The 23,271-nt window shown below is 67.8% G+C and carries 35 protein-coding genes; 34 read left to right on the forward strand and 1 reads right to left on the reverse strand.

What is annotated here, in order from left to right; translation table 11 throughout:
• Positions 1-44: 44 nt before the first annotated feature.
• The 34 genes from AC5WS8_RS15975 to truA all read left to right on the forward strand — a co-directional run bounded on the left by AC5WS8_RS15975 (position 45) and on the right by truA (position 21,110).
• Positions 45-1,064, forward strand: coding sequence for a glycoside hydrolase family 26 protein (locus tag AC5WS8_RS15975; RefSeq protein WP_496104052.1), 1,020 nt, complete (start codon positions 45-47; stop codon positions 1,062-1,064).
• Positions 1,065-1,168: 104 nt separating this feature from the next.
• Positions 1,169-2,587, forward strand: a complete 1,419-nt coding sequence (locus tag AC5WS8_RS15980; protein ID WP_496104053.1) for an outer membrane protein assembly factor BamB family protein — start codon at positions 1,169-1,171, stop codon at positions 2,585-2,587.
• 220 nt (positions 2,588-2,807) lie between these two features.
• Positions 2,808-2,987, forward strand: a complete 180-nt coding sequence (locus AC5WS8_RS15985; protein ID WP_496104054.1) for a hypothetical protein — start codon at positions 2,808-2,810, stop codon at positions 2,985-2,987.
• A gap of 485 nt (positions 2,988-3,472) precedes the next feature.
• Positions 3,473-3,781 (forward strand): 30S ribosomal protein S10, encoded by a 309-nt coding sequence (rpsJ, locus tag AC5WS8_RS15990; RefSeq protein WP_003948644.1) that lies wholly within the window; start codon positions 3,473-3,475, stop codon positions 3,779-3,781.
• 18 nt (positions 3,782-3,799) lie between these two features.
• Positions 3,800-4,444 carry a 50S ribosomal protein L3 gene (gene rplC / locus AC5WS8_RS15995; RefSeq protein WP_496104055.1) on the forward strand — a complete coding sequence of 215 codons (645 nt, stop codon included), beginning with the start codon at positions 3,800-3,802 and terminating at the stop codon, positions 4,442-4,444.
• Positions 4,445-4,452: 8 nt separating this feature from the next.
• Complete coding sequence (gene rplD, locus AC5WS8_RS16000; protein WP_496104056.1) at positions 4,453-5,106, forward strand: 50S ribosomal protein L4; 654 nt, start codon at positions 4,453-4,455, stop codon at positions 5,104-5,106.
• Positions 5,106-5,525, forward strand: a complete 420-nt coding sequence (gene rplW / locus AC5WS8_RS16005; protein WP_496104057.1) for a 50S ribosomal protein L23 — start codon at positions 5,106-5,108, stop codon at positions 5,523-5,525. Before rplD ends, rplW begins: the two co-directional genes overlap by 1 nt.
• Positions 5,526-5,563: 38 nt before the next feature.
• Positions 5,564-6,400, forward strand: a complete 837-nt coding sequence (gene rplB / locus AC5WS8_RS16010; RefSeq protein ID WP_496104058.1) for a 50S ribosomal protein L2 — start codon at positions 5,564-5,566, stop codon at positions 6,398-6,400.
• Positions 6,401-6,412: 12 nt separating this feature from the next.
• A complete protein-coding gene (rpsS, locus tag AC5WS8_RS16015) occupies positions 6,413-6,694 on the forward strand; it encodes a 30S ribosomal protein S19 (protein WP_030641188.1) in 282 nt (93 codons plus the stop codon).
• 45 nt (positions 6,695-6,739) lie between these two features.
• Positions 6,740-7,087 (forward strand): 50S ribosomal protein L22, encoded by a 348-nt coding sequence (gene rplV / locus AC5WS8_RS16020; protein WP_006130776.1) that lies wholly within the window; start codon positions 6,740-6,742, stop codon positions 7,085-7,087.
• Positions 7,087-7,905 carry a 30S ribosomal protein S3 gene (gene rpsC / locus AC5WS8_RS16025; RefSeq protein ID WP_496104059.1) on the forward strand — a complete coding sequence of 273 codons (819 nt, stop codon included), beginning with the start codon at positions 7,087-7,089 and terminating at the stop codon, positions 7,903-7,905. Before rplV ends, rpsC begins: the two co-directional genes overlap by 1 nt.
• Positions 7,906-7,910: 5 nt before the next feature.
• The gene (gene rplP / locus AC5WS8_RS16030) at positions 7,911-8,330 is read left to right on the forward strand and encodes a 50S ribosomal protein L16 (RefSeq protein WP_103837549.1); all 420 of its coding nucleotides are present in this window, start codon (positions 7,911-7,913) and stop codon (positions 8,328-8,330) included.
• The gene (rpmC, locus tag AC5WS8_RS16035; protein WP_018564811.1) at positions 8,330-8,554 is read left to right on the forward strand and encodes a 50S ribosomal protein L29; all 225 of its coding nucleotides are present in this window, start codon (positions 8,330-8,332) and stop codon (positions 8,552-8,554) included. Before rplP ends, rpmC begins: the two co-directional genes overlap by 1 nt.
• Positions 8,554-8,838, forward strand: a complete 285-nt coding sequence (gene rpsQ, locus AC5WS8_RS16040) for a 30S ribosomal protein S17 (protein WP_004984524.1) — start codon at positions 8,554-8,556, stop codon at positions 8,836-8,838. The genes rpmC and rpsQ overlap by 1 nt, the downstream gene beginning before the upstream one ends.
• A 267-nt stretch (positions 8,839-9,105) precedes the next feature.
• Positions 9,106-9,474 carry a 50S ribosomal protein L14 gene (gene rplN / locus AC5WS8_RS16045; protein ID WP_003998823.1) on the forward strand — a complete coding sequence of 123 codons (369 nt, stop codon included), beginning with the start codon at positions 9,106-9,108 and terminating at the stop codon, positions 9,472-9,474.
• Between the two features lie 2 nt (positions 9,475-9,476).
• On the forward strand, positions 9,477-9,800 hold the full coding sequence (gene rplX, locus AC5WS8_RS16050) for a 50S ribosomal protein L24 (RefSeq protein WP_200418829.1): 324 nt from the start codon (positions 9,477-9,479) through the stop codon (positions 9,798-9,800).
• Positions 9,800-10,360 carry a 50S ribosomal protein L5 gene (rplE, locus tag AC5WS8_RS16055; RefSeq protein ID WP_468236252.1) on the forward strand — a complete coding sequence of 187 codons (561 nt, stop codon included), beginning with the start codon at positions 9,800-9,802 and terminating at the stop codon, positions 10,358-10,360. The genes rplX and rplE overlap by 1 nt, the downstream gene beginning before the upstream one ends.
• Positions 10,361-10,365: 5 nt before the next feature.
• A complete protein-coding gene (locus AC5WS8_RS16060; protein ID WP_003948630.1) occupies positions 10,366-10,551 on the forward strand; it encodes a type Z 30S ribosomal protein S14 in 186 nt (61 codons plus the stop codon).
• A 213-nt stretch (positions 10,552-10,764) separates the two neighbouring features.
• Positions 10,765-11,163, forward strand: coding sequence for a 30S ribosomal protein S8 (gene rpsH / locus AC5WS8_RS16065; RefSeq protein ID WP_103837545.1), 399 nt, complete (start codon positions 10,765-10,767; stop codon positions 11,161-11,163).
• A gap of 24 nt (positions 11,164-11,187) precedes the next feature.
• Positions 11,188-11,727 (forward strand): 50S ribosomal protein L6, encoded by a 540-nt coding sequence (rplF, locus tag AC5WS8_RS16070; RefSeq protein WP_496104060.1) that lies wholly within the window; start codon positions 11,188-11,190, stop codon positions 11,725-11,727.
• A gap of 3 nt (positions 11,728-11,730) precedes the next feature.
• On the forward strand, positions 11,731-12,114 hold the full coding sequence (gene rplR, locus AC5WS8_RS16075; protein ID WP_496104061.1) for a 50S ribosomal protein L18: 384 nt from the start codon (positions 11,731-11,733) through the stop codon (positions 12,112-12,114).
• Between the two features lie 36 nt (positions 12,115-12,150).
• Complete coding sequence (rpsE, locus tag AC5WS8_RS16080) at positions 12,151-12,756, forward strand: 30S ribosomal protein S5 (protein WP_014674381.1); 606 nt, start codon at positions 12,151-12,153, stop codon at positions 12,754-12,756.
• 2 nt (positions 12,757-12,758) lie between these two features.
• A complete protein-coding gene (rpmD, locus tag AC5WS8_RS16085) occupies positions 12,759-12,941 on the forward strand; it encodes a 50S ribosomal protein L30 (protein WP_009190145.1) in 183 nt (60 codons plus the stop codon).
• A 2-nt stretch (positions 12,942-12,943) separates the two neighbouring features.
• Positions 12,944-13,399 (forward strand): 50S ribosomal protein L15, encoded by a 456-nt coding sequence (gene rplO / locus AC5WS8_RS16090; RefSeq protein ID WP_496104062.1) that lies wholly within the window; start codon positions 12,944-12,946, stop codon positions 13,397-13,399.
• A 260-nt stretch (positions 13,400-13,659) separates the two neighbouring features.
• Positions 13,660-14,973 carry a preprotein translocase subunit SecY gene (gene secY, locus AC5WS8_RS16095; protein ID WP_496104063.1) on the forward strand — a complete coding sequence of 438 codons (1,314 nt, stop codon included), beginning with the start codon at positions 13,660-13,662 and terminating at the stop codon, positions 14,971-14,973.
• The gene (locus tag AC5WS8_RS16100; protein WP_496104064.1) at positions 14,973-15,635 is read left to right on the forward strand and encodes an adenylate kinase; all 663 of its coding nucleotides are present in this window, start codon (positions 14,973-14,975) and stop codon (positions 15,633-15,635) included. Before secY ends, AC5WS8_RS16100 begins: the two co-directional genes overlap by 1 nt.
• 177 nt (positions 15,636-15,812) lie before the next feature.
• The gene (map, locus tag AC5WS8_RS16105) at positions 15,813-16,649 is read left to right on the forward strand and encodes a type I methionyl aminopeptidase (RefSeq protein WP_496104065.1); all 837 of its coding nucleotides are present in this window, start codon (positions 15,813-15,815) and stop codon (positions 16,647-16,649) included.
• Positions 16,650-16,909: 260 nt separating this feature from the next.
• On the forward strand, positions 16,910-17,131 hold the full coding sequence (gene infA / locus AC5WS8_RS16110) for a translation initiation factor IF-1 (RefSeq protein ID WP_003948620.1): 222 nt from the start codon (positions 16,910-16,912) through the stop codon (positions 17,129-17,131).
• A 62-nt stretch (positions 17,132-17,193) separates the two neighbouring features.
• Positions 17,194-17,307 (forward strand): 50S ribosomal protein L36, encoded by a 114-nt coding sequence (rpmJ, locus tag AC5WS8_RS16115; protein WP_003998809.1) that lies wholly within the window; start codon positions 17,194-17,196, stop codon positions 17,305-17,307.
• A 199-nt stretch (positions 17,308-17,506) separates the two neighbouring features.
• Entirely contained in the window at positions 17,507-17,887 is a 381-nt protein-coding gene (gene rpsM, locus AC5WS8_RS16120; RefSeq protein ID WP_388571531.1) for a 30S ribosomal protein S13, read from the forward strand.
• Between the two features lie 65 nt (positions 17,888-17,952).
• Entirely contained in the window at positions 17,953-18,357 is a 405-nt protein-coding gene (gene rpsK / locus AC5WS8_RS16125; protein WP_003956432.1) for a 30S ribosomal protein S11, read from the forward strand.
• 146 nt (positions 18,358-18,503) lie between these two features.
• Positions 18,504-19,526 (forward strand): DNA-directed RNA polymerase subunit alpha, encoded by a 1,023-nt coding sequence (locus tag AC5WS8_RS16130; protein WP_003966937.1) that lies wholly within the window; start codon positions 18,504-18,506, stop codon positions 19,524-19,526.
• A 161-nt stretch (positions 19,527-19,687) separates the two neighbouring features.
• A complete protein-coding gene (gene rplQ, locus AC5WS8_RS16135; protein WP_496104066.1) occupies positions 19,688-20,194 on the forward strand; it encodes a 50S ribosomal protein L17 in 507 nt (168 codons plus the stop codon).
• A gap of 73 nt (positions 20,195-20,267) precedes the next feature.
• Positions 20,268-21,110, forward strand: coding sequence for a tRNA pseudouridine(38-40) synthase TruA (gene truA / locus AC5WS8_RS16140; protein ID WP_496104067.1), 843 nt, complete (start codon positions 20,268-20,270; stop codon positions 21,108-21,110).
• Positions 21,111-21,163: 53 nt separating this feature from the next.
• On the opposite strand, the gene AC5WS8_RS16145 is transcribed toward truA, so the two are convergent.
• The gene (locus tag AC5WS8_RS16145) at positions 21,164-23,239 is read right to left on the reverse strand and encodes an acyltransferase family protein (protein WP_496104068.1); all 2,076 of its coding nucleotides are present in this window, start codon (positions 23,237-23,239) and stop codon (positions 21,164-21,166) included.
• Positions 23,240-23,271 lie beyond the last annotated feature (32 nt).

The raw sequence follows: 23,271 nt of genomic DNA on the forward strand, positions 1-23,271 counted from the left end.
TCCCGGTCCCCGACCCACCCACCTGCCGATCGGATGCCCCGCGCATGGCCAGACTCCTCCGCCCCGGCTCCCTGGTGGCCGCAGCGGTACTTGCGGTGACCAGCCTCTTCACGGTCCACGCCTGCAGCGGGAAGGGGGCTTACGGGGGCGCCGAAGCGACCGAAGGCACCCCCACCCCCTCGGCCGCCCGCTTCGACGTCTCGTCCTTGCTGCGTCCGTCCGGCAGGATGCTGGGCGTCGTCGACAACAAGACGCCCTGGAAGTACGGCATCGTCAAGACCTTCACGCGGCAGGCCGGGCGCGCCCCCGACATACGCGAGTACTACATGTCCTGGGGGGACGACTTCGACCCGGAGGGCAACGCCTTCCTCTGGAAGCACGGCCAGCTCCCGATGCTCGCGCTGGTGCCCTCCAGCACTCCGCTGACCGAGATGGCCGGGGGCGCCCAGGACGCCTACATCCGCCGGCTCGCCCGCCAGATCGCCGCCTACCAGGGCCCGTTGGCCCTCTCCTTCGCCGGTGAGATGAACGGCCCGTGGAACGCCTGGGGGCCGCGCCACGCCAGGCCCGCCGACTTCGTCGCGGCCTGGCGGCACGTCCACGACGTCTTCCGCGACCTCGGCGTCACCAACGTGATCTGGGTGTGGAACCCCCATGTCATCGACACCGCGAGCACCGTCGCACTGCGCCCCTACTTCCCCGGGAACGACTACGTCGACTGGGTCGGCGTCATCGGCTACTACGGGCCGGTCGACGGCGTCGCCTTCTCAAGTCTGTTCACACCCACCCTGCGCTCGATCGCGCGCTTCTGCGGCAAGCCCGTGCTGATCACCGAGACCGGGGTGGCACAGAGCGACCGCAAGGAGGCTCAGATCCGCGACCTGTTCCGGTCCGCGGCCAAGGCGGACGTCATCGGGCTGGTCTGGTACGACCAGCGCAAGACCTGGCCGGGAAGCTCGCAGGTGATGGACTGGCGCATCGACACCACGGTGGGTGCCGAGGCGGCCTTCCAAGTGGAGTCGGCCCGAGCCGGCTTCGGCCACCCGTTCGGCACGGGCGACTGAGCCGCGAACGGAGGGCTCAGGCGGCCGGGGCACGGGCCCGGCCGGTACGAAGACGACGAGGGCGCGAGAGCGGTGCGGACGACCGAGCGGAGTGGAAGAACAGAATGACGACACAACCGCCACCAGGGCAGGGCGCTCCCCAGCAGGACGCCGGCTGGGCCTTCCGGCCCCGCAGGCCGGTCCATGCGGGGCCGGGCCGCGAGCCGCACACCGGGGCGCCGAGTGCTCCTGCGCCCTGGACCGCCTTCGACCCACCGGCGGCTCCCGTACCCGTGGCGCCGTCAGAGCCCGTTGCGGCCCGCCCCCGGCCTGAGGGCGGAAAGGCCAGGCGTGCGCGCCGGATCGCCCTCGCCCTCGCCGTTCTCGCGGTCACGGGCGGTGCCGCCCTCGTGGTGGAACGGGTGGAGTCCACCCCCGTCGCGTCGAAGCGGTTGGCATCGGCGTGGAAGGTGCCCGCGCCCGCCGCGGACGACGAGTTGATCGGGAGCTGGCGCACCGACACGCTGCTGATCCGGGCGTCCACCCGCGGCGGCGTCAGCGCGTACCGCCTGTCCGACGGCAGACGGATGTGGCGGACCAACCCGGCGGTGAAGGGCACCGTGCCGTGCGCCATGTCCCCGGTGCCCGCCGCGCGCGGCATCGGCACGGTCGCCTTCGGCCGGGACGGCAGCTCCTGCACCTCGCTGGCCGGCATCGACACGTCCACCGGGAAGGTCGTGTGGCACGTGCCCCTGGTCGACGCACGGCATCCCACCGCGGTGGCCGCCCGGACCTACGTCCAGGGCGACGTCGCCACGGTCGTCAGCGAGAACTTCCTGGGGGGCCTGGACATCCGCACAGGTCGCCGTGTCTGGGGCTTCAAGGCCCGTGGCTCGTACTGCAACGCCTACGACTGGGGCGCCGACGGAGTCGTGCTGGTGGAGGACTACTGCGCCGACAAGCGGGAGAAGTTCACCTTCACCGCGTACGACGGCGAGACCGGAAAGGTGCTCTGGACCCAGGTGAGGCCCACCCAGACGGCGGTGACCCACATCCTGTCGAGCTCGCCGCTGGTCGCCGCGATCCACACGCCGACGGAGGACAGCGTGCGGGTCTTCGCCTCCTCCGGACACAGCCGCAAGCTCGCCGTCGGCAACACCGAAGTGGCGCCGGGCAACGACTCCGCCGCCGACCACTCCGCACGGCTCGTCGGCGACGTCCTGGTCACCCCGGCCCAGAGCTCGGCCGGCAGCGAGATCGACGGTTTCGACGTCACCACCGGCGCCAAGCTGTGGAGTTACCGTTCGGCGGCGCTCGCCACGGCCGCTGCCGGGGACGCGCCGGTGTACGCCGTCTCCACCTCCGGACCGCCGCAGCTCCTTCGGCTCGACCCGCGCACCGGCCGGGCCACCCCGCTCGCGCAACTGCCGGCCGGCACCGGGCACGGCAGGTTCACCGCGGGCACGGTCTACGTGACCCCCGACGGTGGGGTGCTGGAACTCGACGCCCAGGGGACGGCCGGAGGCGTGACGTACTACCGGTGACATCCGGTGCGCCGGGTACCGGAGTCCACACCGACGTGCACGGGCGCTCGGGAGCGTGCGGCGCTGCCCGCCTCGTGAGGGCGGGGGAGGCACTTGGTGACGGGAGCGAAAAAAGCTAGTTTGCGGTGACTACGAGGCTGGTGAAAACCAGTGAGGCGCAAGTGGCATCAGCCTCTTCCATTCGATGTCACCCACATCTTCTTCACCACAGGAGACATGAGTGTCCTCTGCCCACAGCGGCGCGAAACACCGTCGCCGGGGCCGGATGGCCGTACCCGCCGCTGCCGCCACCCTGTTCCTCGGCGGCGCCGTCACGACCCTGCCGCCGAACGTGACCACGAGTGAGCCGTTGGAGGCGAAGGACCAGCCGAGGGACTCCCGTGAAGCGGGGCCGACGTGAGGTCGGGCCATCGGCTCGCCGGGTCCGTCGGATCCTGCGGCCTCTTTGCTCGGCACGCCGGGCGGACCCCCGGCGTTTGACCCACGTCGCCATCGGGGTAATCTCTCCGGCCCGATTGGCCAGCCCCCCGCCCCCTATGGCAGACTGTCGGAGTTGCTCGGTCGAGCGTTGATGCTGCGCGCCTCCCGCCGGGAGGACCGGAAGCGAGTCCCACAGTACTCGTCGTCCTAACTGCCTCACGGCAGCGCTGGGGCGGACGTACGGGAATCTTCCGGGAAGTGTGAGCGCGGCGCCGGCCAGGCACCCGGTGGGCCTTTCGGTCCCGGTCGGCGCGGTTCGCAGGGCCGTGCGCAATCCCGCAGGGATGTTCGATCAAGGGACATCTGTGTCAGTGGGAGCGCGACACGCCCGACCGCGTGGGTCGGAGGTGAAGGCAGCGAACTCCGGGTTCCAGAGCGTAAGAGAGACAGGACTACGAAGTAGCCATGGCGGGACAGAAGATCCGCATCCGGCTCAAGGCCTACGACCACGAGGTCATCGACTCCTCGGCGAAGAAGATCGTCGAGACGGTGACCCGCACTGGTGCGTCGGTCGCGGGCCCGGTGCCGCTGCCCACTGAGAAGAACGTGTACTGCGTCATCAAGTCGCCGCACAAGTACAAGGACTCGCGCGAGCACTTCGAGATGCGCACGCACAAGCGCCTGATCGACATCCTCGACCCGACCCCCAAGACCGTTGACTCTCTGATGCGACTCGACCTTCCGGCCGGCGTCGACATCGAGATCAAGCTCTGAGGCCGGTGATCTGAAGAGATGGCTAAGCAGATCAAGGGCATCCTGGGCGAGAAGCTCGGTATGACGCAGGTGTGGGACGAGAACAACCGCGTTGTTCCGGTCACCGTCGTCAAGGCCGGGCCGAACGTCGTCACCCAGGTCCGTACCAACGACGTCGACGGCTACGAGTCCGTCCAGATCGCCTTCGGCGAGATCGACCCGCGCAAGGTGAACAAGCCCCTCAAGGGTCACTTCGCCAAGGCCGACGTCACCCCCCGTCGTCACCTCGTCGAGATCCGCACCGCGGACGCCTCCGAGTACACGCTCGGCCAGGAGATCACCGCTGAGGTGTTCGAGGCCGGTACGAAGGTCGACGTCACCGGCAAGAGCAAGGGCAAGGGCTTCGCCGGTGTCATGAAGCGTCACAACTTCAAGGGCCTCGGCGCCGGTCACGGCACCCAGCGCAAGCACCGCTCCCCCGGTTCGATCGGTGGCTGCGCCACCCCGGGCCGTGTGTTCAAGGGCCTCCGCATGGCGGGTCGCATGGGCAACGAGCGGGTCACCACCCAGAACCTGACCGTCCACGCCGTTGACGCGGAGAAGGGTCTGCTGCTCATCAAGGGCGCGGTTCCCGGTCCGAACGGCGGCCTCGTCCTGGTCCGCACCGCGGCCAAGGGGGCCTGAGGTAACCGATGAGCACTGTTGACATCCTTTCGCCGGCGGGCGAGAAGGCCGGTACCGTCGAGCTCCCCACGGAGATCTTCGGCGTTGAGAAGGTCAGCATCCCGCTGATCCACCAGGTCGTCGTCGCGCAGCTGGCCGCTGCCCGCCAGGGCACGCACAAGACCAAGACCCGCGGTGAAGTCCGTGGTGGTGGCAAGAAGCCGTACCGCCAGAAGGGCACCGGTCGCGCCCGCCAGGGTTCGACCCGCGCGCCGCAGTTCGCCGGTGGTGGCGTCGTGCACGGCCCCGTGCCGCGCGACTACTCGCAGCGGACCCCGAAGAAGATGAAGGCCGCGGCCCTGCGCCACGCCCTCACCGACCGGGCTCGCAACAACCGCATCCACGTCGTGACCGACGTGGTCGAGTCGGACATCTCCACCAAGGCCGCCAAGGCTCTCCTCGCCAAGATCAGCGAGCGCAAGAACGTGCTGCTGGTCGTCGACCGCGAGAACGAGAAGGCCGTGCTGTCCGCCCGCAACCTGCCCCAGGTCCACATCCTGGAGCCGGGCCAGCTGAACACGTACGACGTGATCGTCTCCGACGACGTGGTCTTCACCCAGGCCGCTTTCGAGTCCTTCGTGTCCGGCCCGAAGGCCACTGACACCGAAGGGAGCGAGGCCTGATGGCTATCCGTCACCCCGCCATTGCCTCGAAGGCCGCCAAGGCCGCCAAGGCCGCGCGCGTCGCCAAGGCGCGTCGCCACGCCGCCGAGGGCAAGAACACCGTCGAGACGCCGCTGAGCAAGTCGTACACGGACCCCCGTGACGTCCTGATCAAGCCGGTCGTCTCCGAGAAGAGCTACGCGCTCCTCGACGAGAACAAGTACACGTTCATCGTCGACCCGAACGCCAACAAGACCCAGATCAAGCAGGCCGTCCAGGCGGTCTTCTCGGTCAAGGTCACCGGGGTCAACACGATCAACCGCCAGGGCAAGCGCAAGCGGACCCGTACCGGCTTCGGCCAGCGTGCGGCGACCAAGCGCGCGATCGTGACCCTCGCCGAGGGCGACCGTATCGACATCTTCGGCGGTCCGACCGCGTAAGCGGTCAGGATCGTCCGATATCGGACGAGGACTGAGAAATGGGAATCCGCAAGTACAAGCCGACTACGCCGGGCCGTCGTGGTGCCAGCGTTGCCGACTTCGTCGAGGTCACGCGGTCCACGCCGGAGAAGTCGCTGGTCCGTCCCCTGCACAGCAAGGGCGGCCGTAACAATTCCGGTCGTGTGACCGTCCGCCACCAGGGCGGTGGCCACAAGCGCGCCTACCGCGTGATCGACTTCCGTCGTCACGACAAGGACGGCGTGCCGGCGAAGGTCGCGCACATCGAGTACGACCCCAACCGCACCGCGCGCATCGCGCTGCTGCACTACGCCGACGGCGAGAAGCGCTACATCCTCGCGCCGCGCGGCCTGTCGCAGGGCGACCGCGTCGAGAACGGCCCCGGGGCCGACATCAAGCCGGGCAACAACCTCGCCCTGCGCAACATCCCGGTCGGTACCACCCTGCACGCCATCGAGCTGCGTCCGGGCGGCGGCGCGAAGTTCGCCCGCTCCGCCGGCGCCTCCGTGCAGCTGCTCGCGAAGGAGGGCGCCTACGCCCACCTGCGCATGCCGTCCGGTGAGATCCGCCTGGTCGACGTCCGCTGCCGCGCCACCGTCGGCGAGGTCGGCAACGCCGAGCAGTCGAACATCAACTGGGGCAAGGCGGGCCGCAAGCGCTGGCTGGGCGTTCGCCCGACCGTGCGTGGTGTGGTCATGAACCCGGTCGACCACCCGCACGGTGGTGGTGAGGGCCGGACCTCCGGTGGCCGCCACCCGGTCTCCCCGTGGGGCCAGAAGGAAGGTCGTACGCGTTCTCCCAAGAAGGCGAGCAACAAGTACATCGTCCGCCGCCGCAAGACGAACAAGAAGCGCTAAGGACGGGTTGAGATGCCTCGTAGCTTGAAGAAGGGGCCCTTCGTCGACGACCACCTGATGAAGAAGGTGGACACGCAGAACGAAGCCGGCACCAAGAACGTCATCAAGACCTGGTCCCGCCGCTCGATGATCGTCCCGGCCATGCTGGGCCACACCATCGCGGTGCACAACGGCAAGACCCACATCCCGGTGTTCGTCACCGAGTCGATGGTCGGCCACAAGCTCGGCGAGTTCTCGCCGACGCGCACCTTCCGGGGTCACGTCAAGGAAGACCGGAAGTCGAAGCGCCGCTAGTAGCGGATCGCATTCAGACACGTAAGTAACTCTGAAGGGACAACCATGGAAGCCAGGGCCCAGGCGCGGTACATCCGCGTCACGCCCATGAAGGCCCGCCGTGTGGTGGACCTCATCCGTGGCATGGACGCCACGGAGGCCCAGGCTGTTCTGCGATTCGCTCCGCAGGCAGCCTCGGTTCCGGTCGGCAAGGTGCTCGACAGCGCCATTGCCAACGCCGCGCACAACTACGACCACACCGATGTCGACAGCCTCTTCATCTCCGAGGCCTACGTCGACGAGGGCCCGACCCTGAAGCGGTTCCGTCCGCGTGCCCAGGGCCGTGCCTACCGGATCCGCAAGCGGACCAGCCACATCACCGTGGTCGTCAGCAGCAAGGAAGGAACCCGGTAATGGGCCAGAAGGTAAACCCGCACGGGTTCCGGCTCGGTGTCACCACCGACTTCAAGTCGCGCTGGTACGCCGACAAGCTCTACAAGGACTACGTCAAGGAAGACGTCGCCATCCGTCGGATGATGACGTCCGGCATGGAGCGCGCCGGCATCTCCAAGGTGGAGATCGAGCGCACCCGTGACCGCGTCCGCGTGGACATCCACACCGCGCGTCCGGGCATCGTCATCGGCCGCCGTGGCGCCGAGGCCGACCGCATCCGCGGCGACCTCGAGAAGCTCACGGGCAAGCAGGTCCAGCTGAACATCCTCGAGGTCAAGAACCCCGAGACCGACGCTCAGCTCGTGGCCCAGGCCGTTGCCGAGCAGCTGTCCTCCCGCGTCTCCTTCCGCCGTGCCATGCGCAAGAGCATGCAGTCGGCGATGAAGGCGGGCGCCAAGGGCATCAAGATCCAGTGCGGTGGCCGCCTCGGCGGCGCCGAGATGTCCCGCTCGGAGTTCTACCGCGAGGGCCGTGTGCCCCTGCACACGCTCCGCGCGAACGTGGACTACGGCTTCTTCGAGTCCAAGACGACCTTCGGCCGTATCGGTGTGAAGGTCTGGATCTACAAGGGCGACGTCAAGAACATCGCCGAGGTCCGCGCCGAGAACGCTGCCGCCCGTGCGGGTAACCGCCCGGCCCGCGGTGGCGCCGACCGCCCGGCCCGTGGTGGCCGCGGTGGCGAGCGGCGCGGTCGCAAGCCGCAGCAGGCTGCCGGCGCCGAGGCCCCCAAGGCCGAGGCCCCTGCCGCTCCGGCTGAGAGCACCGGAACGGAGGCCTGACCGACATGCTGATCCCCCGTAGGGTCAAGCACCGCAAGCAGCACCACCCCAAGCGCGACGGTGCGGCCAAGGGCGGCACGACGGTCGCGTTCGGCGAGTACGGCATCCAGGCGCTCACCCCGGCGTACGTGACGAACCGTCAGATCGAGGCCGCGCGTATCGCCATGACCCGCCACATCAAGCGTGGCGGCAAGGTCTGGATCAACATCTACCCGGACCGTCCGCTCACCAAGAAGCCCGCCGAGACCCGCATGGGTTCCGGTAAGGGTTCTCCGGAGTGGTGGATCGCCAACGTCAAGCCCGGACGCGTGATGTTCGAGCTGTCGTACCCCAACGAGAAGATCGCCCGTGAGGCGCTGACTCGTGCGGCCCACAAGCTGCCGATGAAGTGCCGGATCGTCAAGCGCGAGGCAGGTGAAGCGTGATGTCGGCCGGTACCAAGGCGTCCGAGCTGCGCGAGCTGGGCAACGAGGAGCTTCTGGGCAAGCTCCGCGAGGCCAAGGAAGAGCTGTTCAACCTCCGCTTCCAGGCGGCGACCGGCCAGCTCGAGAACCACGGCCGTCTGAAGGCGGTCCGCAAGGACATCGCGCGGATCTACACCCTGATGCGCGAGCGTGAGCTGGGCATCGAAACGGTGGAGAACGCCTGATGAGCGAGAACAACGTGACTGAGAACACCGAGGCGCGCGGATTCCGCAAGACCCGTGAGGGTCTCGTCGTCAGCGACAAGATGGACAAGACCGTCGTCGTCGCCGTCGAGGACCGCGTGAAGCACGCCCTGTACGGCAAGGTCATCCGCCGTACGAACAAGCTCAAGGCGCACGACGAGCAGAACGCCGCGGGTGTCGGCGACCGCGTCCTCCTGATGGAGACCCGGCCGCTGTCCGCGACCAAGCGCTGGCGCGTCGTCGAGATCCTCGAGAAGGCGAAGTAAGGAAGCGGGGGCCCCGCCCCCGCTGCCCCCGCTGGTGGCTCCGCCCCCAGGCCCCCGGGCCGGGTGGGGCGGGCCCCGGCGAGGGTTTCGCCTGACCGAGCATTCCCTCGGCCGACCGGCCGGTGCGGCCCGCGCGCCCAGCGCAGCGTGCCGCACGACCCCGGCCGGGGTCGGCCAGTAATTCCTGCGGGAACAACTCGCAGGACAGTTCCGCCAGGCTCTCCGGCTCAACCCCGGAGGGAACCGGCAGACGATCAGGAGATAGACGTGATCCAGCAGGAGTCGCGACTGCGTGTCGCCGACAACACTGGTGCGAAGGAGATCCTTTGCATCCGTGTGCTCGGTGGTTCCGGTCGCCGCTACGCGGGCATCGGTGACGTCATCGTCGCCACCGTCAAGGACGCGATCCCCGGTGGCAACGTGAAGAAGGGTGACGTCGTCAAGGCGGTCATCGTTCGCACCGTCAAGGAGCGCCGCCGTCCGGACGGCTCGTACATCCGCTTCGACGAGAACGCCGCCGTCATTCTGAAGAACGACGGCGACCCTCGTGGCACCCGTATCTTCGGCCCGGTCGGCCGTGAGCTGCGCGAGAAGAAGTTCATGAAGATCATCTCGCTCGCGCCGGAGGTGCTGTAAGCATGAAGATCAAGAAGGGCGACCTGGTCCAGGTCATCACCGGCAAGGACAAGGGCAAGCAGGGCAAGGTCATTGCCGCTTTCCCGCGCGAGGAGCGCGTCCTGGTCGAGGGTGTCAACCGGGTCAAGAAGCACACCAAGGCCGGCCCGACGGCTCGCGGCTCGCAGGCCGGCGGCATCATCACGACCGAGGCCCCCATCCACGTGTCCAACGTTCAGCTGGTCGTGGAGAAGGACGGCAAGAAGGTCGTGACCCGCGTCGGTTACCGCTTCGACGAGAACGGCAACAAGATCCGCGTTGCCAAGCGGACGGGTGAGGACATCTGATGACGACCACCACCGTGACTCCGCGTCTGAAGCAGAAGTACCGCGACGAGATCGTCCAGAAGCTGCGTGACCAGTTCAAGTACGAGAACGTCATGCAGGTTCCGGGCCTCGTCAAGATCGTGGTCAACATGGGTGTGGGCGACGCCGCCCGCGACTCCAAGCTGATCGAGGGCGCCATCCGCGACCTCACCACGATCACCGGTCAGAAGCCGGCCGTCACCAAGGCCCGCAAGTCCATCGCGCAGTTCAAGCTGCGTGAGGGCCAGCCGATCGGTGCCCACGTCACGCTCCGTGGCGACCGCATGTGGGAGTTCCTGGACCGCACCCTGTCGCTCGCGCTCCCGCGCATCCGCGACTTCCGCGGCCTGTCCCCCAAGCAGTTCGACGGCCGTGGCAACTACACCTTCGGTCTCACGGAGCAGGTCATGTTCCACGAGATCGACCAGGACAAGATCGACCGCGTCCGGGGTATGGACATCACCGTGGTCACCACGGCGACCAACGACGAAGAGGGCCGCGCCCTCCTCCGTCACCTCGGCTTCCCCTTCAAGGAGGCGTGAGCGAGATGGCGAAGAAGGCTCTCATCGCGAAGGCTGCTCGCAAGCCCAAGTTCGGTGTGCGCGGGTACACCCGCTGCCAGCGCTGCGGTCGTCCGCACTCCGTGTACCGCAAGTTCGGCCTCTGCCGCGTGTGCCTTCGTGAGATGGCTCACCGTGGCGAGCTGCCGGGCGTGACCAAGAGCTCCTGGTAATTCCCCACTTGGGGACTTCCCAGGGCTCTCGGTAAGCAACCGGGGCGGCAGGACGCCCAGCCCACATGCCTTAGGCTTGTGGGGTTGGGCGTCTGCCGCCGCCCTTACGACTTACTACGCCGTAGGTCCACCGCGCCGCACCCGTCCCGTCTCGGATCGGGGAGAGGGATGGCGCACCAGGAAACCCCGGCGAGAGAGGCCGAAGGCCAATTCATGACCATGACTGATCCGATCGCAGACATGCTCACGCGTCTGCGGAACGCGAACGCGGCGTACCACGACACCGTGACCATGCCGCACTCCAAGATCAAGTCGCACATCGCGGAGATCCTCCAGCAGGAGGGCTTCATCACCGGCTGGCGCGTCGAGGACGCCGAGGTCGGCAAGAACCTCGTCCTCGAGCTGAAGTTCGGCCCGAACCGTGAGCGCTCCATCGCGGGCATCAAGCGGATCTCCAAGCCCGGTCTCCGGGTGTACGCGAAGTCCACCAACCTGCCGAAGGTGCTCGGCGGCCTCGGCGTGGCGATCATCTCCACGTCCCACGGGCTCCTCACCGACAAGCAGGCCGGCAAGAAGGGCGTAGGCGGAGAAGTCCTCGCCTACGTCTGGTAACGGAAGGGAACGGAGGAAACAGCTATGTCGCGCATCGGCAAGCTCCCCATCGCGGTTCCCGCCGGCGTGGACGTCACCATCGACGGCCGCACGGTCTCGGTCAAGGGCCCCAAGGGCGAGCTGACCCACACCGTCGCCTCGCCGATCGAGATCGTCAAGGCTGAGGACGGCACCCTGCAGGTGACCCGTCCGAACGACGAGCGGCAGAACAAGGCCCTGCACGGCCTGTCCCGCACGCTGGTGGCGAACATGATCACCGGCGTGACCCAGGGTTACGTGAAGAAGCTCGAGATCAGCGGTGTCGGTTACCGCGTGACCGCCAAGGGCTCGAACCTCGAGTTCGCGCTCGGCTACAGCCACCCGATCACCGTCGAGGCGCCCGAGGGCATCTCCTTCAAGGTGGAGACCCCGACCCGTTTCTCGGTCGAGGGCATCGACAAGCAGAAGGTCGGCGAGGTCGCGGCCAACATCCGCAAGCTGCGCAAGCCCGACCCGTACAAGGCCAAGGGCGTCAAGTACGAGGGCGAAGTCATCCGCCGCAAGGTCGGAAAGGCGGGTAAGTAAGCCATGGCATACGGGCAGAAGATCCTCAAGGGCGACGCCTACAAGCGCGCCGCGATCAAGCGCCGTCACATCCGGATCCGCAAGCGGATCGCCGGTACGGCGGAGCGTCCCCGTCTGGTCGTGACCCGCTCCAACCGCCACATCGTGGCGCAGGTGATCGACGACCTCAAGGGCCACACCCTGGCGTCGGCGTCCACCCTGGACGCGTCGATCCGCGGTGGCGAGGGCGACAAGTCCGCGCAGGCCAAGCAGGTCGGCGCCCTGGTCGCCGAGCGTGCCAGGGCCGCCGGTGTCGAGGCCGTCGTGTTCGACCGTGGTGGCAACCAGTACGCCGGGCGCATCGCCGCCCTGGCGGACGCCGCCCGCGAAGCCGGGCTCAAGTTCTGAGCCGCTTGTAGCTAGCGGAAAGAGAGAGGTAATCCAATGGCTGGACCCCAGCGCCGCGGAAGCGGTGCCGGTGGCGGCGAGCGGCGGGACCGGAAGGGCCGTGACGGCGGCGCTGCTGCCGCCGAGAAGACCGCGTACGTTGAGCGCGTCGTCGCGATCAACCGCGTCGCCAAGGTTGTGAAGGGTGGTCGTCGCTTCAGCTTCACCGCGCTGGTCGTGGTGGGCGACGGTGACGGCACCGTGGGTGTCGGATACGGCAAGGCCAAGGAGGTGCCGGCCGCCATCGCCAAGGGCGTTGAGGAGGCCAAGAAGCACTTCTTCAAGGTCCCCCGGATCCAGGGCACCATCCCGCACCCCATCCAGGGTGAGAAGGCCGCCGGCGTCGTGCTGCTCAAGCCCGCGTCGCCCGGTACCGGTGTGATCGCCGGTGGTCCGGTGCGTGCCGTGCTCGAGTGCGCCGGTATCCACGACGTGCTGTCGAAGTCGCTCGGCTCCGACAACGCCATCAACATCGTGCACGCGACCGTGGAGGCCCTGAAGGGCCTGCAGCGTCCCGAGGAGATCGCGGCCCGCCGTGGTCTGCCGCTCGAGGACGTCGCCCCCGCGGCCCTGCTGCGTGCGCGTGCCGGGGTGGGTGCGTAATCATGGCGCAGCTCAAGATCACGCAGACGAAGTCCTACATCGGCAGCAAGCAGAACCACCGCGACACCCTGCGTTCCCTGGGCCTCAAGCGCCTGGGTGACGTGGTCGTCAAGGAGGACCGCCCCGAGTTCCGCGGCATGGTGCACACCGTCCGCCACCTCGTGACGGTCGAGGAGGTCGACTGATCATGGCGGAGAACAACCCGCTCAAGATCCACAACCTCCGTCCCGCCCCGGGCGCCAAGACCGCCAAGACCCGTGTCGGTCGTGGTGAGGCGTCGAAGGGTAAGACGGCCGGTCGTGGTACCAAGGGCACCAAGGCCCGCTACCAGGTTCCGGAGAGCTTCGAGGGTGGCCAGATGCCGCTCCACATGCGTCTCCCGAAGCTGAAGGGCTTCAAGAACCCGTTCAAGACCGAGTACCAGGTCGTGAACCTCGACAAGCTGGCCGCGCTCTACCCCGAGGGTGGCGAGGTCACCGTCGAGGGTCTGGTGGCCAAGGGTGCCGTTCGCAAGAACGCGCTCGTCAAGGTGCTCGGCCAGGGTGAGATCTCCGTGGCGCTGCAGGTGACGGTCGACGCCGTCTCCGGCTCCGCCAGGGAGAAGATCACCGCCGCCGGCGGTACCGTCACCGAGCTCGTCTGAAACCTTCGGGCGTCTCGATGACCTGAACGAACCCGACCGGGGATACCTCACACAGGGGTATCCCCGGTCGGTCGTTCCTAGGGGGGCGGTCTCGCGGGTAAGGTGGCCTGCACTGCCCACTTTCACCGGGTGTCGCGGTACGGGCACCCGGAGCGGCAGTCGACCGTTACATATGTCGTTGTCGTCGTTGTTGTCGTTGTTCAGTCGGAAACTCAGACCGTCACCCTTGACGCAGTTGCGCGGGGGTCGCAGGAGGCACCGTGCTCACCGCGTTCGCCCGGGCGTTCAGGACGCCCGACCTGCGCAAGAAGCTGCTCTTCACGCTGGGCATCATCGTGGTGTACCGGATCGGTACGCACATCCCGATCCCCGGCGTCGACTACAAGAGCGTTCAGACCTGTATCGACGTGGCCAAGGGACAGCAGGGCCTGTTCGGTCTGGTCAACATGTTCAGCGGCGGCGCGCTGCTCCAGATCACGGTCTTCGCGCTGGGCATCATGCCGTACATCACGGCGAGCATCATTCTCCAGCTGCTGACCGTGGTCATCCCGCGCCTGGAGGCCCTGAAGAAGGAGGGGCAGGCCGGTACGACGAAGATCACGCAGTACACCCGCTACCTGACGGTGGCGCTGGCCATCCTCCAGGGCACCGGCCTCGTGGCCACCGCCCGCAGCGGCGCCCTGTTCTCGGGCTGCCCGGTGGCGTCCTCGATCGTGCCCGACCAGTCGATCTTCGCCACCATCACGATGGTCATCTGCATGACCGCCGGTACCGCCGTCGTCATGTGGCTCGGTGAGCTGATCACCGACCGCGGCATCGGCAACGGCATGTCCATCCTGATGTTCATCTCGATCGCCGCGACCTTCCCGTCCGCGCTGTGGGCCATCAAGAAGCAGGGCACCCTGGCCGGCGGCTGGATCGAGTTCGGCACGGTCATCCTGGTCGGCCTGATCATGGTCGGCCTGGTGGTCTTCGTCGAGCAGGCCCAGCGGCGCATCCCCGTGCAGTACGCCAAGCGGATGATCGGCCGCCGCTCCTACGGCGGCACGTCCACGTACATCCCGCTCAAGGTCAACCAGGCGGGTGTGATTCCCGTCATCTTCGCGTCGTCGCTGCTCTACATCCCGGCGCTGATCGCGCAGTTCGCCGGGGGCAACTCCGGGTGGAAGAGCTGGGTTCAGCAGAACCTCACCAAGGGTGACCATCCGATTTACATCACCCTGTACTTCCTGCTGATCGTTTTCTTCGCGTTCTTCTACGTGGCGATCTCCTTCAACCCCGAGGAAGTCGCCGACAACATGAAGAAGTATGGTGGCTTCATCCCGGGCATCCGGGCCGGTCGGCCCACCGCTGAGTACCTGTCGTACGTACTCAACCGGATCACCTGGCCGGGTTCGCTGTATCTGGGACTGATCGCTCTCGTACCGACAATGGCGTTGGTCGGCTTCGGGGCGAGCCAGAACTTCCCGTTCGGTGGCACCAGCATCCTGATCATCGTGGGTGTCGGCCTCGAGACGGTGAAGCAGATCGAGAGCCAGCTCCAGCAGCGCAATTACGAAGGGTTCCTCCGCTGATGCGAATCGTGCTCGTCGGGCCGCCCGGTGCCGGCAAGGGGACGCAGGCCGCGTTCCTCGCCAAGAACCTGTCGATCCCGCACATCTCCACGGGCGACCTGTTCCGCGCCAACATCAGCCGGCAGACGGAGCTCGGGAAACTCGCGAAGTCCTACATGGACGCGGGCAACCTGGTGCCCGACGAGGTCACCATCGCGATGGCCAAGGACCGTATGGAGCAGTCGGACGCGCAGGGCGGCTTCCTGCTGGACGGCTTCCCGCGCAACGTCTCGCAGGCCGAGGCGCTGGACGACATGCTCGACGCCGAGGGCATGAAGCTGGACGCGGTGCTCGACCTGGAGGTCCCCGAGGACGAGGTCGTCAAGCGCATCGCGGGCCGCCGCGTGTGCCGCAACGACTCGTCGCACGTCTTCCACGTGTCGTACAAGACGCCGAAGCGGGAGGGCGTCTGCGACATCTGCGGCGGGGAGCTGTACCAGCGGGACGACGACTCCGAGGAGACGGTCCGCAAGCGGCTGGAGGTCTACCACACGCAGACCGAGCCGATCATCGACTACTACAAGGCCCAGGGCCTGGTGGTCACGATCTCGGCCCTCGGCAAGGTGGAAGAGGTCACGGCACGCGCGATGGAGGCACTGAAGCAGAAGGGGGCCGACGAGTAGTCGCTCCCGGCGCTCCACGGCCGCGGTTCCCCGATGGGGGCCGCGGCCGACGTGTGGGGTGGCGCTGTTCCGCGCCGCTGCCGGTGTCCCGTCCGCAAGCGCCGGACAGGGCGAGCGTGCCGCCCCGTATCTTTGATGGTGTCCGTCTCTTCCAGGTCCAGAAAGGCCGCAGCCCCCATGGTGCAGATCAAGACCCGCGAGCAGATCGCCAAGATGCGTGAGGCGGGGCTGGTCGTCGCCGCCGTGCACGCGGCCACGCGTGAGGCGGCCGTGCCGGGTGCCACGACGAAGGATCTGGACGAGGTCGCCCGCAAGGTGCTCGCCGAGCACGGCGCCAAGTCGAACTTCCTGGGGTACGGCGGCTTCCCCGCGACCATCTGCACCTCGGTGAACGAGGTCGTCGTCCACGGCATCCCCTCCGACGAGGTGGTCCTCAAGGACGGCGACATCATCTCCGTCGACGCCGGCGCGATCGTGGACGGCTGGCACGGGGACGCCGCGTTCACCTGCTTCGTCGGCTCCGGCCACGCATCGGAGCTGATCGAGCTGTCCCGGGTTACGGAGGAGTCCATGTGGGCCGGCATCGCGGCGATGAAGCAGGGCAACCGCCTCGTCGACGTCTCCCGGGCCATCGAGACGTACATCCGCCGGCAGCCGAAGCCGGGTGGCGGCCGGTACGGGATCATCGAGGACTACGGCGGTCACGGCATCGGCACCGAGATGCACATGGACCCGCACCTGCTGAACTACGTCGACCGCCGCCGCGGCAAGGGCCCGAAGCTGGTGCCCGGCCTCTGCCTCGCGATCGAGCCGATGGTGTCGCTGGGCACCCCCAAGACCGAGGTCCTGTCGGACGACTGGACGGTCATCACGACGGACGGCACGTGGTCCTCCCACTGGGAGCACTCCGTCGCCCTCACGGAGGAGGGCCCGCTGGTGCTGACGGCTCCCGACGGGGGCACGGCGAAGCTCGCGGAGTACGGGATCACGGCGGCGCCGGACCCGCTGGCCTGACGCCGGCCCGGACCCGCGACCGCCGGTCCGGGGCGGCCGGCCGGACCCGCGACCACCGGCCGGAGGCCGCCGGCCCGGCATCGGTCAAGGAACCGTCCCGCCGCGCATAGCGATCACCCCGATGGGGCAGACTTTCGCGATTCGTCTTTCCGGGTGCGCTGACGTAGACTGACTCGTCGGCTCTTGTGCACCCGCATGTCCGCATGCACGCGTAAGGCGCACCAGGAGTCGATCAAGGTAGTCGATTCGAAGGGCGAAGCGTGGCCAAGAAGCAAGGTGCCATCGAGATCGAGGGCACTGTCGTCGAGTCTCTTCCGAACGCCATGTTCAAGGTCGAGCTCCAGAACGGCCACCAGGTCCTGGCACACATCAGCGGCAAGATGCGTATGCACTACATCCGTATCCTCCCTGACGACCGGGTCGTGGTGGAGCTGTCTCCGTACGACCTGACGCGTGGCCGGATCGTCTACCGATACAAGTAGATCTTGCCCACGTCCCGCGTGAGCGGGGCCGCCGGCAACTGACCCGGAGAACCTCACATCCCATGAAGGTCAAGCCGAGCGTCAAGAAGATCTGCGACAAGTGCAGGGTGATCCGCCGTCACGGCCGGGTCATGGTCATCTGCGAGAACCCGCGCCACAAGCAGCGCCAGGGCTGACGCACGACCGACCGCTCCCTCTGCACCGCTATCGCAGAGTTTCGCGCGACGCGAGCTGAATTTGTTCATACGCAGGACCCGAGCCGCGAACGACGGCTCGACACCCCCGGTTCGGAGGCCGGGGACCCAGTTCGTACCTGATACGGCGGCTGGGAACCGGTTCTGTGGAAGACCTCCGAAGATCACCAGGAGCCATTGCATGGCACGCGTTTCCGGTGTCGACATCCCGCGCGAAAAGCGCGTGGAGATCGCCCTCACCTACGTGTTCGGCATCGGCCGGACCCTCTCGAAGCAGACGCTGGCTGCCACCGGTGTGGACCCGAACACCCGTGTTCGCGACCTCACCGAGGAGCAGCTGGTCGCGATCCGCGAGTACGTCGACAACAACATCAAGACCGAGGGTGACCTCCGTCGCGAGATCCAGGCCGACATCCGCCGCAAGGTCGAGATCGGCACCTACCAGGGTCTGCGTCACCGCCGTGGTCTGCCCGTCCGTGGCCAGCGCACCAGCACCAACGCCCGTACCCGCAAGGGCCCGCGTCGCGCCATCGCCGGCAAGAAGAAGCCGGGCAAGAAGTAGTCCGCAGCGGACACCTGTCCACGGTCTTCGCTGTAGGACCGACCACCTCCCGTAGGAGTTAGTAGATGCCCCCCAAGGGACGTCAGGGCGCTGCCAAGAAGGTGCGCCGCAAGGAAAAGAAGAACGTCGCTCACGGTCACGCGCACATCAAGAGCACGTTCAACAACACCATCGTTTCGATCACCGACCCGTCCGGCAACGTGATCTCCTGGGCCTCCGCCGGCCACGTCGGCTTCAAGGGCTCCCGGAAGTCCACGCCGTTCGCCGCGCAGATGGCCGCCGAGTCGGCCGCCCGCCGCGCCCAGGAGCACGGCATGCGCAAGGTCGACGTGTTCGTCAAGGGCCCGGGCTCCGGTCGTGAGACCGCGATCCGCTCCCTGCAGGCCACGGGCCTCGAGGTCGGCTCCATCCAGGACGTCACCCCGACCCCGCACAACGGCTGCCGCCCGCCGAAGCGCCGCCGCGTCTGAGGCAGGGCCTGGCCTGAAGGATTCGGGCGGTACGGTCCCCTTTCGGGCCGTACCGCCCGTACCCTTGCAGTACCCGCGCCCTTCCGGGTGCGGTGTGGTCGGGCGTCATATAGCGGGCGCCCCCGACTGAAGGATCTGATCCACACATGCTGATCGCTCAGCGTCCCTCGTTGACCGAAGAGGTCGTCGACGAGTTCCGCTCCCGGTTCGTGATCGAGCCGCTGGAGCCGGGCTTCGGCTACACCCTCGGCAACTCCCTGCGCCGCACCCTCCTGTCGTCGATTCCCGGCGCTGCTGTCACCAGCATCCGCATCGACGGCGTCCTGCACGAGTTCACCACCGTGCCGGGCGTCAAGGAGGACGTCACCGACCTGATCCTTAATATCAAGCAGCTGGTCGTCTCCTCGGAGCACGACGAGCCGGTCGTGATGTACCTGCGCAAGCAGGGCCCGGGTCTGGTCACCGCCGCCGACATCGCGCCCCCGGCCGGTGTCGAGGTGCACAACCCCGACCTGGTCCTCGCCACGCTCAACGGCAAGGGCAAGCTGGAGATGGAGCTGACCGTGGAGCGCGGTCGCGGCTACGTCTCCGCCGTGCAGAACAAGCAGGTGGGCCAGGAGATCGGCCGGATCCCGGTCGACTCGATCTACAGCCCCGTGCTGAAGGTCACGTACAAGGTCGAGGCCACCCGTGTCGAGCAGCGCACCGACTTCGACAAGCTGATCGTCGACGTCGAGACCAAGCAGGCCATGCGTCCGCGTGACGCCATGGCGTCGGCCGGTAAGACCCTGGTGGAGCTGTTCGGTCTCGCCCGCGAGCTGAACATCGACGCCGAGGGCATCGACATGGGCCCGTCCCCCACGGACGCCGCCCTGGCCGCCGACCTGGCGCTGCCGATCGAGGAGCTGGAGCTCACGGTCCGCTCCTACAACTGCCTCAAGCGTGAGGGCATCCACTCCGTGGGTGAGCTCGTCGCGCGCTCCGAGGCCGACCTCCTCGACATCCGCAACTTCGGTGCGAAGTCGATCGACGAGGTCAAGGCGAAGCTGGCCGGCATGGGCCTGGCCCTGAAGGACAGCCCGCCCGGATTCGACCCGACCGCGGCCGCGGACGCCTTCGGTGCGGACGACGACGCGGACGCGGGCTTCGTCGAGACCGAGCAGTACTAGGCGCTCCGCGAGGACGCCGGATTTTGGCTGCGGGACCGTTGTGGCTGGTCGCGCAGTTCCCCGCGCCCCCAGGGGGCGCGGGGTCTCCGACAGGCGACCGCCTGCTCGGATACTGACCCCGGTACCTGATACGGCCGGGGCAGACACCTAGGAGAAACACGATGCCGAAGCCCACCAAGGGTGCCCGTCTGGGCGGCAGCGCCGCGCACGAGAAGCACATCCTCGCGAACCTCGCGAAGTCGCTCTTCGAGCACGGCCGCATCACCACCACCGAGGCGAAGGCCCGCCGCCTGCGCCCGTACGCCGAGCGTCTGGTCACCAAGGCGAAGAAGGGCGACCTTCACAACCGCCGTCAGGTGCTCCAGGTCATCACGGACAAGAGCGTCGTCCACACGCTCTTCACCGAGATCGGCCCGCGCTACGAGAACCGTCCGGGTGGTTACACCCGCATCACCAAGATCGGTAACCGCCGTGGCGACAACGCGCCCATGGCCGTCATCGAGCTGGTCGAGGCGCTGACGGTGCAGCAGAAGGCGGTCGGCGAGGCCGAGGCGGCGACCAAGCGTGCCGTCAAGGAGTCCGAGGCCAAGGCCGAGGAGACGAAGGCCGACGAGACCACCGAGGCGCCGGCCGAGGAGGCCGCCGCCGAGGAGTCGAAGGACGCCTGAGGTTCCACCTCGCGCTGAGCGGGTCCGCCCTTGCCGGGCGGGCCCGCTTTCGCGTACCTGAGAGGATTCCCCCGTGAGTGACGAAGTACAGCCCGGTTACGTCCGCGTCCGCCTCGACCTGTCCTACGACGGCACCGACTTCCACGGCTGGGCCAAGCAGGCCGGCGGCAGGCGGACCGTGCAGGGGGAGATCGAGGACGCCCTGCGTACCGTCACCCGCTCCGCGGAGACGTACGAGCTGACCGTCGCCGGACGGACGGACGCCGGGGTGCACGCCCGGGGGCAGGTCGCCCATGTCGATCTGCCGCTCCACGTGTGGGGCGAACACCGCGGGAAGCTGCTCAAGCGGCTCGCCGGCCGGCTGCCCAAGGACGTCCGGGTCTGGGCCCTGCGCGAGGCCCCCAGCGGCTTCAACGCCCGCTTCTCCGCGATCTGGCGCCGCTACGCCTACCGGGTCACGGACAACCCCGGCGGTGTCGATCCGCTGCTGCGCAACCACGTCCTGTGGCACGACCGGCCCCTGGACGTCGACACCATGGACACCGCCGCCAAGTCCCTGATCGGGGAGCATGACTTCGCGGCGTACGCGAAGAAGCGCGAGGGGGCGACGACGATACGGGAGATCTTCGACTTCGGGGTGCGCCGGGGGGCGGACGGTATCGTCGAGATCGAGGTCCGCGCCGACGCCTTCTGCCACAACCAGGTGCGCTCCATGGTCGGCGCCCTGCTGTTCGTGGGCGACGGCCACCGTGGTGTGGAGTGGCCGCGGAAGGTGCTCGACGCCGGGGTGCGGGACAGCGCCGTGCATGTGGTGCGGCCGCATGGGCTGACCCTGGAGGAAGTCGCCTACCCGGCGGACGACCAGCTTGCCGAGCGGCAGCGGCAGGCGCGGCGGGTGCGGGTCCGGGGGCAGTGACGGGCCGGCCCCGGCCGGAGAAGCCCGGCCGGGGCGGTAGCGTGGCGCGCCGTCTACTTCGCGTCGAGGATCTGCTTGACGAGCGGCTCCAGATAGGGCTTCACGGTCTTCGAGTACGAGGCCGTGACATGGCTGTTGTCGTAGTAGACGACTTGGTCGCCGATGACCGACGGGCAGACGTCGTTCGCGCAGAACGCGGCGGTGGTGTCGATGATCTTCGCCCCGTACTTCTCGGCCACGTCCTTCTCCATGGCGCGGAAGTCTGTGTACTCCAGGGCCTGCCATTCAGGGCGGTTGCACACGGCCATGTTGTCCAGGTGGGTGGCGAGGCAGTCGGGCACGTTACGGCCGGGCTGCGGAGTGTCCGTCATGTAGACGAGCCGGGAACCGGTCTTCTGGAGCATTTTCCAGGCGGCCACGGCGCCGTCCCGCCCCGCCTCCTGCCGGACCCGGTCGGCGACGACGATCACGTCGGGCTTCGACTTCGCAAGTGCCTCGAAGGCCGATGCGCGCCAGGAGTCGCACTCCCGGTACTCACGGTTCACCTGGGGATTGAGGATCCGGTACACCTGCGGCGAGCAGCCGGCCTTCGCGATGACCGTGATCCGGGCGCCGAGGTCCTTGCCGATCGCGTCGTACAGGTCCATCCACTGCCAGGCGTGCGAGTCACCGAAGAGCACCATGGTCGTCCTGCCGTCGGGGGCGCCGACCACACAGGTGTCGAGGGGCTGGTACCGCGTGACCTCGATGGTGGCGATGCAGTCGCGGTCGGTGGTGTCGTCGGGGACCTGGGTCAGCGTCGACTGGGTGATCGCCGAGACCTTCGTGACGGTGGCGGCCTTCTGGACGGAGGTCCGGTCCTTGTAGCCCGCGGCGACCGCGCCCGCGGGGGCGGTCGCCAGGTGCAGCGGCACGCTCGTGGCGACGACCATCGCGCCGGCCGTGACGCCGGTGAGGACGAATCCGGTGAGGACACCCTTCCAGGGCCGCGCCACCAACTGCGTGTTCCGCTTGAACCGGCGCTCCACCGCGTAGTGCATGACGACGGCCAGCAGGAAGGACAGCACCGCGACCCGGAACCGGTCGGACAGGGTGAACTCGCGGTCCACGATGGACGGCCAGAGCACCAGCAGCGGCCAGTGCAGCAGGTACCAGCCGTAGCTGACGTTGCCGATGAAGTCGAGCACGGGGTTGTCGAGCAGCCGTTCCGCGCCCAACCTGGGGTTGGCGCAGCCGCCCGCGATGACCAGCAGGGCCCCCGCGACGGGACCGGCCACCGCATAGCCGGGCAGCGGGGTCGTGTCGGATATGAGCATGGCCGTGACCAGCGTGGTGCCCAGACCGAACCAGGTGAGGACGGTCGCGAACCCGGTGTTCATGCGGGAGACGAGCGGGGCGGCGAGGGCGAGCAGTACGCCGGTGGTGATCTCCCAGATCCGGGTGTGGGTGGCGAAGTAGGCGAGCGGCTGGTTCTCCGCCGTCTTCGTCAAGCCCAGGTGGAAAGAGCCTGCGATGACGGCCAGCAGCCCCAGGACCACCAGGAATCGGTTGCGGAAGATCTTGCGGCTGATCCATACCGTGACGACCAGCAGGATCGGGGCGGCGAGGTAGAACTGCTCCTCGATGCCCAGCGACCAGAAGTGCTGGTACGGCGACTGGCTGCCGTCGTTGGCGAAGTAGTCGGTGCCGTTCTCGACCAAACGCCAGTTCAGGAAGCTGAGGGAGGCACTGAGACCGTCGGCCACGTAGTCTCGGAAGCGCAGCGGGCTGCCGAAGATCCACGCGGCGGCGGCCGTGCCGACGATGGTGATCGCCATGGACGGGGAGAGTCGGCGGAAGCGCCGTGCCCAGAACTTCCCCAGCGAGACCTTCCCGGTCTTGTCGATCTCGGCGAGGAGCTGACCGCCGATCAGGAAGCCGCTCAGCACGAAGCTGACATCGACGCCGCCGTGGATGTTGAGGAGGCCGCAGTGCATGCTGACCACCATCATGATGGCGACGGCACGCAGGCCCTGTATGTCCGGGCGGTACTTGCGCAGGCGGTCCGTCTTCTGCGGTTCCTGCCGGCGTTCCGACCGGTGCGGGGGCGGAAGCGCCGGGCTTTCGGCTGTTGAGGGGTGGATGGTCACAATTCTCCAGAAAATGTCCGGTCGGGCCTGAG

The sequence above is a fragment of the Streptomyces sp. PTL18 genome (assembly GCF_059510295.1).